Origin of the sequence: Paenibacillus sp. D2_2, from assembly GCF_031199965.1 — a bacterium.
Lineage (GTDB): Bacteria > Bacillota > Bacilli > Paenibacillales > Paenibacillaceae > Fontibacillus.
On sequence record NZ_CP133605.1, the window covers coordinates 4,313,738 to 4,329,903 of the forward strand.

Annotated in this window: 11 protein-coding genes and 3 pseudogenes; 2 read left to right on the forward strand and 12 right to left on the reverse strand. The window is 45.9% G+C overall.

Annotation, left to right across the window (positions count from 1 at the left end):
- The first annotated feature begins 140 nt into the window (after nucleotides 1-140).
- Nucleotides 141-374, forward strand: coding sequence for an LSm family protein (locus RE628_RS22075; RefSeq protein WP_309155064.1), 234 nt, complete (start codon nucleotides 141-143; stop codon nucleotides 372-374).
- Nucleotides 375-565: 191 nt separating this feature from the next.
- On the opposite strand, the gene RE628_RS22080 is transcribed toward RE628_RS22075, so the two are convergent.
- Genes RE628_RS22080 through RE628_RS22090 form a run of 3 tightly spaced genes read right to left on the reverse strand, consistent with a single transcriptional unit; the run spans nucleotide 566 to nucleotide 4,588 of the window.
- Nucleotides 566-3,445, reverse strand: a complete 2,880-nt coding sequence (locus RE628_RS22080) for an FtsX-like permease family protein (protein ID WP_309155066.1) — start codon at nucleotides 3,443-3,445, stop codon at nucleotides 566-568.
- Nucleotides 3,421-3,873, reverse strand: a complete 453-nt coding sequence (locus RE628_RS22085) for a hypothetical protein (RefSeq protein ID WP_309155067.1) — start codon at nucleotides 3,871-3,873, stop codon at nucleotides 3,421-3,423. The genes RE628_RS22080 and RE628_RS22085 overlap by 25 nt, the downstream gene beginning before the upstream one ends.
- A gap of 13 nt (nucleotides 3,874-3,886) precedes the next feature.
- Nucleotides 3,887-4,588, reverse strand: a complete 702-nt coding sequence (locus RE628_RS22090; protein ID WP_309155069.1) for an ABC transporter ATP-binding protein — start codon at nucleotides 4,586-4,588, stop codon at nucleotides 3,887-3,889.
- Nucleotides 4,589-4,786: 198 nt separating this feature from the next.
- On the opposite strand from RE628_RS22090, the pseudogene ybaK reads away from it, so the two are divergent.
- Nucleotides 4,787-5,245, forward strand: a pseudogene (ybaK, locus tag RE628_RS22095) (Cys-tRNA(Pro) deacylase); the annotation flags it as partial.
- A gap of 38 nt (nucleotides 5,246-5,283) precedes the next feature.
- Here ybaK and RE628_RS22100 read toward each other — a convergent pair.
- The 9 genes and pseudogenes from RE628_RS22100 to RE628_RS29790 all read right to left on the reverse strand — a co-directional run bounded on the left by RE628_RS22100 (nucleotide 5,284) and on the right by RE628_RS29790 (nucleotide 16,144).
- Nucleotides 5,284-6,123 carry an SDR family NAD(P)-dependent oxidoreductase gene (locus tag RE628_RS22100; RefSeq protein WP_309155072.1) on the reverse strand — a complete coding sequence of 280 codons (840 nt, stop codon included), beginning with the start codon at nucleotides 6,121-6,123 and terminating at the stop codon, nucleotides 5,284-5,286.
- 139 nt (nucleotides 6,124-6,262) lie between these two features.
- Nucleotides 6,263-8,338 carry a glycosyl hydrolase family 18 protein gene (locus RE628_RS22105; RefSeq protein WP_375142979.1) on the reverse strand — a complete coding sequence of 692 codons (2,076 nt, stop codon included), beginning with the start codon at nucleotides 8,336-8,338 and terminating at the stop codon, nucleotides 6,263-6,265.
- 679 nt (nucleotides 8,339-9,017) lie between these two features.
- Nucleotides 9,018-10,636, reverse strand: a pseudogene (gene groL, locus RE628_RS22110) (chaperonin GroEL).
- Between the two features lie 58 nt (nucleotides 10,637-10,694).
- Nucleotides 10,695-10,976, reverse strand: a complete 282-nt coding sequence (gene groES, locus RE628_RS22115) for a co-chaperone GroES (RefSeq protein WP_309155076.1) — start codon at nucleotides 10,974-10,976, stop codon at nucleotides 10,695-10,697.
- Nucleotides 10,977-11,454: 478 nt separating this feature from the next.
- Entirely contained in the window at nucleotides 11,455-12,519 is a 1,065-nt protein-coding gene (locus RE628_RS22120) for an MFS transporter (protein WP_309155079.1), read from the reverse strand.
- Nucleotides 12,520-12,757: 238 nt separating this feature from the next.
- Nucleotides 12,758-12,958: a stalk domain-containing protein gene (locus RE628_RS22125; protein ID WP_309155081.1), complete on the reverse strand. Its 201-nt coding sequence runs from the start codon at nucleotides 12,956-12,958 to the stop codon at nucleotides 12,758-12,760.
- Complete coding sequence (locus RE628_RS22130; RefSeq protein WP_309155084.1) at nucleotides 12,955-13,890, reverse strand: DUF3298 domain-containing protein; 936 nt, start codon at nucleotides 13,888-13,890, stop codon at nucleotides 12,955-12,957. The genes RE628_RS22125 and RE628_RS22130 overlap by 4 nt, the downstream gene beginning before the upstream one ends.
- Nucleotides 13,891-14,059: 169 nt before the next feature.
- Complete coding sequence (locus RE628_RS22135; RefSeq protein WP_309155087.1) at nucleotides 14,060-15,460, reverse strand: sensor histidine kinase; 1,401 nt, start codon at nucleotides 15,458-15,460, stop codon at nucleotides 14,060-14,062.
- Nucleotides 15,447-16,144 (reverse strand): annotated as a pseudogene (locus RE628_RS29790) (response regulator transcription factor). The gene RE628_RS22135 and the pseudogene RE628_RS29790 overlap by 14 nt, the downstream one beginning before the upstream one ends.
- Nucleotides 16,145-16,166 lie beyond the last annotated feature (22 nt).

Here is a 16,166-nt window from a genome sequence, read left to right on the forward strand (position 1 = left end):
TCAAATCATGGAATTCAACCCATACATCAGGGTACTTGCCGTTACTAGCGGCCATTCTCCTCATACCTTATTAAGAGGTAATTCAAAAGGTCTGGTTAAGATTATTGAACAGCCTTTTACAAAAGGAGGGAAACCGCTTAATGGAAGCCTATTATAACTGTATGCGTTGTAAGAACAGGCGTGTCCGTATCTTAACGGTAGACAGACAGCATTATGTAGGAACAATTGTAGATGTAGATTACAATAACGTTTATCTACGTGTTGATAATGATCGCGAAGTCACAACTTCAGCATTCTATCCTGGTGGATATGGAGCTGGAGCCAGCATATTAACCTTAAGCCTGTTCACTCTACTCGCCATTGCTCTGATATAATGGTCTACAATCGCACTGAAGGCCCTGCTATTAGCAGGGCCTTCACACATATATAATTTATGGGTACCTTTATACTAATTCTCCAACCTTAGAATTGGATTAAAAGAAGATGAGAATACAATAAAAGTTAGACAAGCTCCTCCCCCTCTGCCAAATCCAGCTAATATGAGGAAGGAAGAGCGCTTGATTAATTACTCGACGGATTTCAAAGCTTCAATCATGTCGATATGCTTCAGCTTGTAATGCATCGTGATCATGACGATGCCCGAGAACAACAGGGTCAGCACAGCGGCGTAGCCGTAGCTGAGCCAATGCACCGTTGGGCTAAACATCATCACATCTACTTCTGCCGTCTTCAGAACGAAACGATGCAGTACTATACCGAGGAAATCCCCGGCTATAATCCCCAGAACCGTTAGGATCATATTCTCACGGTAAATATACCTCGTAACCTCCTGATCATAGAAGCCAAGCACCTTGATCGTCGACAGCTCGCGAATCCGTTCGGACACATTGATATTGGTCAAATTATAGAGCACCACGAAGGCCAGCGCAGCGGCAGAGATGATCAATACGACAACGACTACGTTCATACTGTCCATGGTGTCCTTGAACGAGCCGCTTACCCCGCTTGTGAAGCTGACCATAGCTACCCGCTCATTCGCCGTCAATTTCTCACCGAACTGATCCTCAAACGAAGAATCATGATTGCTGTAATTTAACATCTGCATATTAAACTGTGGCTGCTTACCGAACACCATCTCATAATAGTGCGGCGTCATGTACACATAGTGCATAGCGTAGTTCTCCGTGATACCTGCAATTTTCAATTCGAAGGAATCATTACTGTTGTTCTGAATGACCAAGGTACTACCGATATGCAGATTAAATAACTTAGCCAGCTTCTCAGTAACAATCGCACCGTCATCCGGCAAGTTCAGGATTTGCTCATGCCCTCTCTGCCTTAACACCACAAAGTCAGAGAGTTGCTCTGTTGATTCCGGAATGAATAGATGAATCTCCTGACTATTGACTCCTTTACGAACAGCCTGCATAGCTTCCTGAGTCACATTCAGCGTACCTGTAATCTCGGGAGTATCTTCAATAAGCTTATGATAGGAATTGATCCCAGCCGGACTAGACTCGTCCTTAAACACGACTGCCGCATTATATTTCATGATCTTACCATACTGTAGTGGCGCGATATCTCGGATAGAATCTTTAAGTCCGAATCCGGTCAGAATGAGCGCTGTACAACCAGCCACACCACATACTGTCATGAACATCCGTTGCTTATAGCGAAACAGATTCCGTGCCGTCACCTTACCGGTGAAATTGAGCTGCCGCCAAATAAAAGGAATCCGCTCTAGAAAAATACGCGACCCGCTCTTCGGAGCCTTCGGACGCATTAGTACCGCGGCGTTACTGCGCAGCTCCACACGAGCTGCCGTAAAGGCCGTCACCGTTGTGCATAACATAGCGACGATGAGTGACATCAGACTATAACTGATGTGGAAATTAATCCGAACCTCTGGCAAATTGTACAATGAGCCGTACGCATTATAGATGATCGTCGGAAAAAGCGTAAATCCAACCGCAAGACCAGCGGCTGTGGCTAATACACTCGCCAATGTACCATAGACAAGGAACTTCCTCATAATATCTCCGTTGCTATAACCTAATGCTTTTAACGTTCCGATCTGCAATCTCTGCTCCTCAACCATCCGAGTCATCGTTGTTAGACTGACCAAGGCGGCAATAAGAAAGAAAAATACCGGAAATGCCTTGGCGATCGAGGCCAGTCTGTCGGCATTATCCTCAAACTCGGTATAGCCAGGATTGGAATCGCGGTCCAGCACGTAGACCTTTGGCAGCTTCAGATCGTCCAGTTTCTGCTGTCCTTTACTCAAATCGCGCTCACCGTCAGCAATCTTCGCATCAGCATCCTTCTTCTCCTGACGGTAAGTGGTTAAGCCCTCCTCGTAATCGCGGCGCCCTTGATCCAAATCCGCCTTCGCTTTAGCCAATTTGGCCTCGCCTTCTTGCTTGGCCTTAGCCAACGCTTCCTTCCCCTGCGTCCAGTCGAGCTCTCCTTGAGCCAGCTTCTTCTCCGCGGTCTTAAGCTGCGCAGCCCCAGACTCCAGCTCCTTCGCTTTGGAGTTTAGCTCCTGCTCAGCAGCTGTCAATTGCTGTTCCACTTGATTCAAGCCCTGTTCAAACGCTCCGATTGCTTGTTTCAGTGTAGCGGCATCTACTTCACCCGCCATATATCCAGCGACTGCCTGTCCTAATGTGGCATCGGCCGCTTTGGCGCCAGCAACCAATTGGTCTCGCTGTGATTGCGGAATATTGTCTGGAGGAAGTGCAGCAATCTGCTTCAGTGATCCGGCAAGCTCTCGTCCTCCAGCCAGCTTCGGCTGTACCTCTCGCTTCTGTGCATCCAATTGTTCCCGAGCTTCCTGAAGCTTAGCCTGTCCGGCGCTTATCTTTTGCTTATTCTGGGCTAGTTCAGCCCGGCCTTTATCAAGCTCTTTGGTTGCTCTATCCAATTTATCTTGGCCTTTGGCCAACTCGGATTGCAACTGGTCCACGCCTTCTTGATAGCTGTGCTCGCCTTCATCTAGCTTAATCTTAGCATCGCTAAGCTTCTTCTCAGCATCAGCAAGCTGCTGCTTGGCGTCAACGATTTGCTGCTTCGCCTCATCCAGCTTGGCCTGTCCTTCCTCACGCACCTCGCTAAGACGCTGCTCTGGCATCCCTGTCAGTGCTTGCTCAACCGCCTTCGTATGGACTTCGATCTTGGACGTATAATCATCGGAATAGGTGCGTAAACCCACGCTATCCTTGAAGGTCATATAAGCTTCCGTATACACAGACATATTGAAATCCTGCTCCGGAATAACGGCAAATACATCCGCCGTTCCTTTGCCAATTTGGCTTGTGCCCCGTCCAATCGTATTAATAAACTGCGGACTTTGCACGAAGCCGACTACCTTATAGCTCAGTGTATGAAATGTATCGTTCAAATCGACATCAGGATCGGGATTCATGAAAGTAATTGTATCGCCCAACTTGTAGTGCTTCGTCCTCCCACTCTTATCAAGAGCGATTTCCCCGAAGCCTCAGGTAATCTCCCTTCGACGATCAGATAACGATTTATTGTATCATCCGGTCGATAGGAGCGAATCTTCGCTACGAGACTGCTATCGTCCAAGAAAGCATCCGCACTATAGCCTGGCTGCACTGCTTCCACGTCAGGTACTTGCTTCAATGTATCGATATCACCTTGCTTCAATCCATAGGTTGTCTGAACCTTCAAATCCATCAAATTATACTGTTTATAATAATGCTCTGCCGTATCCAGCATATCCGGTCCGGTCGCTTTGATCCCTGCAAAGAATCCGACCCCAAGCATGATGATTGCAAAAATCGACAGGAATCTCGCCTTCGTTCGCCATATTTCCCGGAAAATATCTTTCCAAAGAGCACTCTTCTTCATGCTGTACAGCTCCTTACCACTCAATGTCTTCTACAGAGACCGGATTCGGGTTGACTACCATCCTACGGACTTTGGCGTTATTAATTTCAATCACTCGATTCGCCATCGGCGTAATCGCAGAGTTATGCGTTATGACAATAACTGTCGTTCCTGTATTGCGGCAAGTATCCTGCAGCAGCTTCAGCACTTGCTTGCCTGTATTATAATCGAGCGCACCTGTAGGCTCATCGCATAGCAGCAGCTTAGGCTGCTTAGCCAATGCCCGGGCAATCGCCACACGCTGCTGCTCTCCACCAGAGAGCTGAGCCGGGAAGTTGTTCAGGCGCTCACCAAGTCCAACATCGCGAAGCACCTGCTCCGCATCAAGGGCGCGTGGGGAAATTTGTGCGGCTAGCTCTACATTCTCCTTCGTCGTCAAATTCGGCACCAAATTATAAAATTGAAACACGAAGCCGACATCATTACGACGATAGCCTGTAAGTTCTTTACGATTGAACCTGGCGATATCCGTCCCGTCAACAAGTACCTGACCTTCATCGGCTGTATCCATCCCACCGAGAATGTTCAATACCGTGGACTTCCCGGCACCACTGGGACCGACAATAACCGCAAATTCTCCCTTCTCGATCTCGAAATTGATCCCATCATTCGCAACAATCGTCGTCTCGCCCATCTGGTATCGTTTGTATTCATCTTTGATCACTACAAATGTCATTAGTCCACTCCCTTTATCATCCTAACAAAGAAGCCAAAGAACACCGATTCTTGTATATCTATCTTTAATCCCAGTGTATCACAATCAACTATGTGAATAAAAACTCATGAGCGTGGGGGAGCCTTTTTCACTTAGATCAAGATTTGATATTATAGTAGTGTGATCACAAAATAACGAATTAAAATGAATAAGGTGATAATGATGGAATTTAAAACGAATGTCATGAGAATCTTGGACAAGTTAAAGGTAGAATATAAGAGCTATAGCTATGCGGACACGGATGCGATTAGCGGTACCGAAGTGGCTGAGACTCTAGGCCAGAATCCGGATCAAGTATTCAAGACCTTGGTCACCGTCGGCAAGTCGAAGAAATACTATGTATTTATAATTCCGGTTGCCAAGGAGCTTGAATTGAAAAAGGCAGCACAAGCAGTAGGGGAGAAATCGATTGAGATGATCAAATCGAAGGATTTATTGCCCATCACCGGTTATATTCACGGAGGCTGCTCCCCGATCGGCATGAAGAAGAGCTTCACAACGACAATCGATGAATCAGCCGCCGCTCATGAGGCGATTATTTTCAGCGCTGGCAAAATCGGCTATCAGGTCGAACTAACCCTGGAGGATCTACGAAGAGTCATTCCTATTCAATTAGGGATATTTCACAATAGTTGTTGTCTCAAATTATTGTTTTGTCATTTTACTACCTTCCCTTTTAAAAACCGATACACGTATCCTTCAATCCAGCTCCAAGGCAGGCACCGCTTTCCAATAGCTAGAGACTTTGCTCCATTGCCAACGGGATAACGAAATTTCGGCCTTGCCTTTTGAGCAATTTGCGCAACTAATCTAGCTACCTCCCGGGGATCAGCCCCGTTATCTCTGGATTTCATCGCTTCTTTCACTAAGTTTTCTTGAAAAGCATTCCGGGTCTGCTGATCTGCCACTTTCTCTAGTCCTCGTTCCCAAATTTTCGTCTGATAGGCTCCCGGCTGAACAAGAGATACCCAAATCCCCTCATTGAGCAGCTCCAGTCGTAAACTTTCACCCCAGCCTTCCAGAGCAAATTTTGATGACGTGTAGGCAGACATGCCTGGGAAACCAAAAAATCCGCTCACACTGCTGATCGCAATTATTTTCCCGCTTCCATCTCTTGGTATAAATGGTAATAGAGCTTTTGTGGTTCGCACGGCACCGAAAAAGTTAGTCTGGAACTGTGCCTGCCACTCCTCCTCCGTTAAATCTTGAAAGAAGCCGCCTTGGCAATAACCCGCATTATTCACCAAAACTTGAATCTGTATGGATTGCTGTTCCAAATATTCAGCGACTCGAACTAAATCCTCCTGCTTTGTCACATCGAGCTCCAATATGGTAAGTCTATCCTGAACCGATTGGTATTGTGCTATCGACTCTATCTTAGTGCGATTCTTTACATCTCGCATCGTCGCGAAGACATGAAACCCCTGATGGGCCAGCTCTAATGTCGTATACATGCCGATCCCGCTACTCGCCCCGGTCACGAGTGCATATTTCATCCTTATCCCTCCACTCTAAGATCCGTTCCATCTAGATTGAATTCACCTGCTTGTATAATAATTATACTGTATCGAACCTAAAAGAGCTTTCCTCAGAAAGCAGAAGATTCTACTTTTGGGAAAGCTCTCACCTTATCAATTAATGCGGCAAGTCGGTGGACACGACGGTTTGTAATGTGCGGTTTCTGTCTGCGTTTAATTCCCAGAACATCGCGCCACGTAATCCTTTGGTTTTAATAAACTCATTTTTCAAATGAACGGATTGCTCGTCATCATACGTAATAAAGATTTTCGTCGAAGGATTGTAGAGGAATGGGGTCTGCGTCACACTGTTCCAGTAGCGGGTATATCCTTGGCCAGCAACAGTGTATTTGCCTGTTGAATCGGCGGATAGTAAACCAGAGTTTTGCATGTAGGCAAAATCATACGTCGAGCCGTCAGAACCGCCTGTGGCTTCACCAGTACAACTTTGATACAATCCGTTGTTGTTTGGACCTGCGTTACATCCTTTCCAGCCATAGCCATAGAATGGTTCGCCGACGGTTAGTTTATTGGCAGGAATGCCTTTATTCAAGTAGTTGGTTACTGTGGAGTTGATGTTGAATTGGCTGTTGCCATTCGTGTTGGACGGGTCGTTATAGAGTGGCGATACGATACCACTTGTAGCATCCCATGGACCATAGTAGTCGTATGTCATAATATTGATCCAGTCCAAATACTGTGTAGCATTTGACAACCAGTTGTTGGTGCCGCCTGCATCGGCAAGGAAGCTGGAGTTCGCACTGGAAGCGATCGTAATGTAATAGTGCTTACCGTCTTGTTGTCCTGCTGTATCAAGGGCTTGGCGAAGTGTCTGCAGAAGCAGGACGTAGTTTGCTTTGTCGGCTGTACGTTGGCACGTCTGACCTGATGCACAAGGTACGCCGATGCTGTTCGGATATTCCCAATCAATGTCGATCCCGTCGAATTGATATTGGCGCAAGAAATTGACGGCAGAAGTAGCGAAGTTGCCTCTGGTTACCGGGTCATTCGCTGTGTTAGAGAATTGGTTGGACCAGGTCCATCCACCGACAGAGGCAAACAATTTAAGATTTGGATTGGTGGTTTTAAGCTGTCTCATCTTAACCAATTGATTGTATCCACCATCGGCTGTACCGTCTGTAACTGGATCTCCAAGCACGATTGAACCGTTCGGTGCGTTATTTACAGTGCCATCGCCATTTTGACAGGTCCATGTGTTCGGATTGGGATTATCAGCGCTCTTGGAAGGATTACCATGTTTGCCGTTCCAGCAAATATCCAGGAATGCGTAGTTGATCACAGTTACTTTTGAAGGGTCTATATTGACGGGGGTAAAGGACGGTGAATCGTAAGCAGCCCAGCTTGGGAAGTAACCAATGATCTCATATTGGGTTGAATTTTGAGAAAGGGTTGTAACAGTGAGCGCATTACTAGCGGGGGATACATTACCTGCTGCATCTTTTGCTTTCACAGTAAAAGTGTAAGTGGTGTTCTGAGTTAAGCCTGTAACTGTGTAGGAAGTTGTATTCGAAGAACCAGCCAGCGTCGTGCCATTATAAATATCGTAACCTGTCACTCCGATGTTGTCTGTCGACGCGGTCCAGCTTAATGATACAGAGCTTGTAGTTACTGTAGGTGCTGTTAAATTGGTAGGCGCTGTTGGCGGCTCTGTATCCACAACAACCGTGCCCGTCGTCACGTTGACAGGTCCGCCGGCAGCTGATATGTTACCCGCAGCATCTTTGGCTTTAACGGTGAAGGTATAAGCTGTACTAGCACTTAAACCCGTTACTGTGTAGGAAGTCGTTGTCGTAGTGCCAGCAAGCGTGGAACCGTTATACACCTCATATCCAGTGACACCCACATTATCCGTAGAAGCGGTCCAAGTTAATGTAACGGAGCTGCTGGTGACGTTGATAGCTGTTATATTCGTCGGAGCTGTCGGCGGCTGTGTATCAGGAGGAGATGTCTGTTTGCTCCAAAGTGCAGGAACGTTTGGCGGTTCCCATCCAACAAGAGAGGTATGTCCCTGTACACACTGGTAGGTATCTGTTCCATAGGTGACAAGATCGCCTGTTTTATAGGCAGTATTAGGTGCCCAAGGTGTTGCGCCGAAGGCAGTCAATGGTACGGCTGTGAATACCATGATGAAGACAAGAAGCACGATAGCACTAACTTTTTTGACTTTCCTCAATTTTAATCACACTCCGTAAAATAATGGTTTATGGTTCGTCAGACCTGAAGGGAACTTGATACATCTCCTTTCGCTAATAAATCTATGTAATCGCATTCCCGATTCCTAGAATGATAGAAGGATACCAGATAAGTGAATGGAATAAATGCGAATTACAAGCCAACGGGACTGTCGAGCATCGAATAATGAGATTACAGTGGAACAAATTGAGAACCAAACACTTTAATAGAATGGTTGGAAGTAAAAGGAGATCGTCACAGAGCTTGTGCCGAACTATCAGAGGACTAGGACGGTTGATAAGCGTTGTGTGTGAACTGAAGAGGATACAGAACTGATGAATCAATAGAATTTATAGAGAGGTCATACGAGTCGTTAATGAAGTATTTTCGGTAGTCGATAAGATGAAGCCGGAGAAAGAATCGTAGTTTAGTAGAAAACGGATCGTGACTTTCTATTAATCTAAAGAAATCTTGCCATAAGTATATCAGAGACTGCGACAAATTATAATATAAAATTCAAAAGTTTACATAAAATAGTAAAATCGACCTACATCGTAAAAAACCTCCCACAAGTCACTTGGACTTATGAGAGGCTTCATAATACTCAATATAAGCAAATCTTGGGCATTTAGCGTTTCCTACTCAGGAAACCCTTGATGCATAAGGCTTCGCAAGCCTTATTACATCATGCCGCCCATTCCACCCATTTCAGGCATAGCTGGTTTTTCTGGTTCTGGCTTATCAGCAACTACTGCTTCTGTAGTCAAGAACAAACCTGCTACGGAAGCTGCATATTGCAGGGCGGAACGCGTTACCTTCGCAGGGTCAACGATACCCGCATCGAACATGTTTACCCATTCGCCAGTAGCTGCGTTGTAACCTACGCCAACTTCTTCCTTCTTCAGGCGTTCTACGATGACGGAACCTTCTTCACCGGCATTTGCTGCGATGGTGCGTACTGGCTCTTCCAGAGCGCGCAATACGATGTTTACGCCTGTCTTCTCGTCGCCGCTCAGTTCAAGCGCTGCGACAGCATTGTATACGTTCACGAGCGCTACGCCACCACCCGATACGATCCCTTCTTCAACCGCTGCGCGAGTTGCGTTCAAGGCATCTTCGATGCGAAGCTTGCGTTCTTTCAATTCGGTTTCTGTAGCTGCGCCAACTTTGATAACCGCTACGCCGCCAGCCAGTTTAGCCAGACGCTCTTGCAATTTCTCCTTGTCGAACTCGGAAGTGGTCTCTTCCAGTTGCGCACGGATTTGATTTACACGAGCATCGATATCAGCTTTGTCTCCGCTGCCGTCCACGATTGTCGTGTTCTCTTTGGTTACGATAACTTGACGAGCATTACCAAGCTGGTCGATTGTCGTGCTCTTCAGATCCAAGCCGAGCTTCTCAGTGATTACTTGGCCGCCAGTCAAAGCTGCAATATCTTGCAACATCGCTTCACGACGATCACCAAAGCCAGGAGCCTTAACAGCTACTGCGTTGAATGTTCCACGAAGTTTGTTCACGATCAGCATCGCTTGCGCTTCACCTTCGAGGTCTTCTGCGATCACAAGCAGTGGTCTAGATTGTTGCACGATTTTCTCGAGGATCGGCAGAATTTCTTGCGTGCTGCTGATCTTCTTGTCTGTGATCAAGATGTATGGATTGTCGAGTACAGCTTCCATCTTATCGGTATCTGTGATCATGTATGGAGATACATAGCCACGGTCGAACTGCATACCTTCTACCACTTCAAGTTCAGTGAAGAAGCCGCGGGATTCTTCAACAGTGATAACACCGTCTTTACCCACTTTTCCATCGCTTCTGCGATTTGTTCGCCGATTTCTTCGTCTGCTGCGGAGATCGCTGCTACTTGAGCAATCGATTGCTTGCCTTCGATCGACTTGGAGATCTTTTGCAGTTCCTCAACCGCTACTTTAACCGCTTTGTCGATCCCTTTACGAAGACCGATTGGGCTAGCGCCAGCAGTAACGTTCTTCAATCCTTCACGGATCAACGCTTGTGCAAGGACAGTTGCTGTAGTTGTACCGTCACCGGCAACATCATTCGTTTTCGTCGCTACTTCTTTCACGAGCTGTGCACCCATATTCTCGAATGCATCTTCCAGCTCGATCTCCTTCGCGATTGTTACACCGTCATTTGTAATGAGCGGGCTACCGAATTTCTTCTCCAATACCACGTTGCGGCCTTTTGGTCCAAGTGTTACTTTTACTGCATCAGCCAATGTATCTACACCACGAAGCATAGCACGACGTGCTTCTTCACTAAATTTAATTACTTTTGCCATCGTTACGATTCCTCCTTAAGTATATTAGAACGTGACTAAATTGATCGGGAAAGGCTAATTAACCGACAATCGCGTGGATGTCGCTCTCTTTCATGATCAAATACTCTTTACCTTCATATTTCACTTCAGTACCCGCATATTTGGAGAACAATACACGGTCGCCTTCCTTCACTTCCAGAGGAACACGAACGCCATCCTTCAATGCGCCGCTACCTACTGCTATAACTTTACCTTCTTGCGGCTTTTCCTTCGCTGTATCCGGAAGCACAATGCCGAAAGCCGTTGTTTCTTCTTGTTCGATTGGTTCTACCAATACACGTTCACCTAATGGTCTAATCATGAGAAAATAGCCTCCTTATTAATATGTTGTAATGAAATCATAGACATATTCTTCTATGTATTAGCACTCGACATATTCAAGTGCTAATAACCACTATTATGATACTCAAATTAGGGACAAATTTCAAGTTCCGGGTTACATTTTTATCTGACCAGCCATTCTAGCAGAGGAGGACCAAAAGTGTCTTGAGCCCCTGATATAGAATGCAATGGGGAGAATCCCCATTGCTCAGGGTAAATCCTATTCATGAGTCCATTGTTTACGCTCAATTTGTTCAAAATAAATAGACTAAACAATACCGAAAATTAAACGGCAAAGCATCTCAGGCAGGTTCAGCCGTTTAATTTATGAGAAACAGATGTGTTAACGCCATGTTCCTTATGATCCAACTGGTGGCATATGACAGTGATCGCACAGGCGAAAATAGCTAAAATCCCTGCCATTACCGGGAGCATGGTTAGTCCGCCATACTGGGCTACTATCCCCCAATTGCAGAACCGCCTGCAATTCCCAGATTGGAAGCGACAGGATTCAGCGATGCCGCCAGATCCTTTGTTCTCGGCGAGAACTGCTTGGCCAAATCGATCAAATAAATCTGTGCTGGAGCACTTACCATGCTCGACATCGCTGCGATCACGATCAGCACAATCATGCCCAGCACAGAGACCGAGGCGGCCCAACTGAACATGATGTAAACCAATGACTGAATTAGAAATACGATTCTCAGCTTACCTGTCACATTCCCGGTCGCAATCTTCCCTCCGAGCCAATTGCTAACGATTGTAGCAAGCCCATACAGGAACAGCACGCCGCTAACCGAGCTCTTCGGTATGCTCATTACCTGCTCTAGCATAGGCGTAATATAGGTGTAGACCACGAATACGGCCCCTACCCCCATGACTGGGATCAGGAAGGCAAGAATAATGCGCCCGTTCGTAAGCAGTCCAATCTGGTCTTTAAGAGAACTTGGCACCGGTGTTGGCAATGCACGCGGAATAAACAAATAATTCAATAAAAACGCAATCCCGGCCAGTACTCCATTTAATACAAAAGCTGCATGCCAAGTGAAATAGTGTCCCACAAGTGTACCGATAGGTACACCAAACACATTTGCAATAGCGAAGCCGCTTAGAATAGTAGCTATCGCTTGGCCTCTCCTCTTCTGCTCAACAGATTCACTGGCCACTGTAATTGCTACAGATAGGACAAAGCCACACAAAATAGCCGTTACTACCCGGGTCACTAGCAACATCCCGTAAGATCCCGCTACCGCACTCCACAAATTCAATAACAAAATCAGAATGAGCGATACAAGAATCGTTATCCGTTTCGGAGAACGACTGAATACTGACATCATAATGGGAGTGCCTATTGCATAGGAAATAGCGAAGCCAGATAACGGTCCCCCAGCTGTCGCCAGCGTAACCCCAAGGCCTTGAGCTATTTCCGAGAGTAGCCCTACGATAATATACTCCGTAGTCCCAAGGATAAAAGCCATAAACGTAAATGAGAAAATTAATGCGCTCTGATGTGATGATTTCATGATGTCTCCTATCCCTCAATCATGTAAGGTTTTTTCTCTATATTTTAAAATTCGCAATACCCATAATACTCATTTTGACTACATTCAGCAATCTGTCTTTTGCTCACTCCTTTGCTTCAGCCCATCATAGCAAGAAGATTTCAAGTTCTATAATACAAGAAAAGAGCAATCTCAAATTTTCTACTTGAGACTGCCCTTCTATTCTTACATTTCTACTGAATATGTTAATTTATACCGATCATTTAATAGTCACTTTGATTGCTCCAGTATCTATTTGTTCAATATCGCCGTGAAGCACCTTGCTTACGAACTCGGCAGGAACATACATATTCTTGTTATTCAACTCCGGAGCCGCACCAAGGGAGAACGGTGCCACCTTGTTAATGAAATATTGATCCTTGCCAAGTGTAACGGAAGTGAATACAGCACCTTTGTTCAAATCTGCTCTTTTTCTTTTGCATCCCAAGTCAATTTAAAGCCAAGACCTTCAATCGTGGAGCGCAACGGAATCATAACCTGCCCATTTGCCCTCGTGTAGTATTCACCCTTGTTGATTACAACACTTGCCTTTGTAGCTTCATTTTCTCCTTTATCAGAAGAATCAGGTAGAGCAACAGTGAACTCTGGTGTTCCTTCAGCACCTGGTGCGATCGAGTATTTAGGGAATACGATCACTGCTTTGCCGTCCTTCACATAGAAATCTTCCTCTTGCCCAGCATCGATCCCTTTGAACTCATCAGCGAAGTAGTTTTCTGGGTGCTTGGCCATTTGCTCACGGATTTGCTTATCCAGCATATTCTTGTATTCGGCACCGAATAATCCTTCCAGGGTAACACGCTCAGCTTCAGCCTTATTCCATACATTGTAGAAATATTGAACCGGCGCAGAGGTTCCACCGCTGAAGCCCTCTTGGTTAACTACGAATGAAAGTACTTGCTGTGGTTGATCGGAAGATGACCCTTGCGATTTCACCTCAAAATTAATATACAATTCATATTGGTGGAATTCGTAATTTTTCTCTTTCGCTTCTTTGGCTCCATCCGCAGCTTGCTGCTCCCAATCCTTGATTGCTTTCTCTGCATTCCGTTCAATGATATCATTCATTTCCAGCTCATATTGATTGTCCTTCAAACTCTCAACTACCGGAATCTTCACATCAGCTTTCAAATAAGGACTGTTTGAGGACAACGTCTTCGTCTTGAAAGTAACCTTCTGCTCTTGTTTATTTGAAAGTTCTGCCTCAACAACGCTTTTGGCTGAAGGGGCAACACCTTGAGCCGCACTTACCGGTTGAGCCAACTGGGTAACACCTGCACCGGAGATCAACAATCCGACAGCCACTCCCAAAGCAATAATTGATTTTTTTGTCATCCATGTTTTCATGTCCATCGCCCTTTCAATACTGAGTAGCTTGTACTCTAGATTTTTAAAGTTAGCCTGAATTTACGGGCTTTTTGAACAACCACTAAATTGGGCTAATCTTCCTGTAAATCTATCGTAACAGGGCTGGCGAAGGAGATAGTTACAAATCAACAACAGCCTATATCAGAACCGACGAATCCAAAGGTAATTTAATAGTCACCGTTGTACCTTTATGTAATTCGCTGTTCATACTCATACTACCCCCATGCAACTCAATGATTTCTTTAGCCAGGGCGAGCCCAATTCCGCTGCCGGACTGCTTGCTCTTACCTTTGAAAAACTTAGTCATCATCTTCTCCAGATCAGCCGGAGCGATCCCCTCACCTTCATCGATCACTTCAAGCTGCAGCTCCTGTTCGTACCGCTGCGCTCTAAGCAATACCTCTCCATCTCCATGTGAAAATTTGATTGCATTGTCAAGCAGATTGATAAGCACCTGCTTGATCCGGTTGCGATCTGCGGTAATATATCCAGCACTAGCGTCATACTCTGTCCGTAGTTTAATCCCTTTCTGCTTGAGATGGGCCGAGAATTGGATCTTCAATTCATTAAGCAATTCCCCTACATTCCAACGTGTCGGGTGCATCTCCAGATGCTTCGCCTGGAGCTTAGAGAAGTCCAGTAGATCATTAACCATACCGTTCAATCGCTTCGCTTCATCCTGGATCGTCTGTAGTCCATCGAGAAGTTCTTCCTTATCCTGCATATCACCAGTAAGCAGTGTCTCCGACCAACCCTGTATAAATGTCAGTGGCGTCCTTAATTCATGAGACACTGTAGAAATGAACTCATGCTTAAGCTTGTCGGTCTTCATAATCTCTTCGGCCATCACATTCATCGTCTGACCAAGCACCGCAATCTCATCGCGCCGCCGATTATCGGAACGGACATGGAAGTCCCCTTTGATATATGCATTGGCTACGCGGCGCAGCTCAAGGAGTGGCCCAACCATTCTGCTGGACAAAAATAGACTGACAATAAAGGAAGCACCGATAATGCCTAGGCTAAGTACCAATGTGGCCATGACAATCTCAGCATACAGCTCGTCAATCGCCGATAGAGATGTAACGAACCTGACCACACCGACAGCACTCTCCTCACGATAAAGCGCATAGCTGTATGCCATCAAATGCTCTCCGCCCTGCTCCGCTCTTCCAGTCCATGACCCTTCTCCGGTCTGAATAGCTCTCGCAATATCTGGAGTGGACAATCTCCCCTCCTGCTGAAAGCCATTGGCGTCCATCAATACCTTCCCGGACATATCAAGAACCTGAACACTCATATAGTCAGCTGTAGGCAACTGTTGAAAGATCTCCGTTGCTTTCTCACGTAGCGTCTCATCGTTAATAAATTTATTGTAATAAGCAGACAGAACATCAACTCGTTCCGCGAACGCTTCCTTCGCTCCTTGGTAATAATACCGCTGAACACCATATAGGAAGAGCGTTGAGAACAATGTTGTAACGAGCATGATAATGAAAAAATGACTTAATAATAGCTTGCTCTTAATGCTCTTCATGCTGTGAACTCCACTTGTAGCCGTGTCCCCACACCGTATGAATCCATCCCGGATGAGAAGGATCATCTTCGATCTTGTTGCGTAAGCGACGCATGTGTACGTCCACGGTCTTCACTTCACCTGTATAATCTTGTCCCCATACCGCATTAAGGATATCATCCCTGCTCAGACTAGCATCTGTATTCTCCAGAAACAATTTCATTAACGCATATTCGGTCGGTGTTAGATCCACCTCTACTCCATTCTTCCATACCTTCCGTTCTTTGGACGACAACATAAAAATGCCCGACTGGAGCTGTCCCCCATTTCATACGCTACAGGATGCAATCTGCGATAGAGCGCATTAATTCGGGCCACCAGCTCCGTTGGACTGAACGGTTTACATATATAATCATCGGCCCCCATTTCTAGAGCGGCCACCAGGTCTTCCTCCTGTGTTAGTGCTGTGAGCATAATAATGCCCATTTTGGGAAAAGAACGTCGTAGCATTCTACATACATCAAGCCCGCTAATCGCGGGCAGCTGAATGTCAAGTAGAGCTATATCTATATCCTTTTCCCTCTCAACGGCCTCCATTGCCTCCTCACCAGACTCCGCCTCTATGACAACGATCTCCTGCCGTTTCAAGTTGATGCGCACAAAATTACGGATCGGTCGCTCGTCCTCCACGATCATTACTTTCATCTATACAACCTCCAGCACTGCC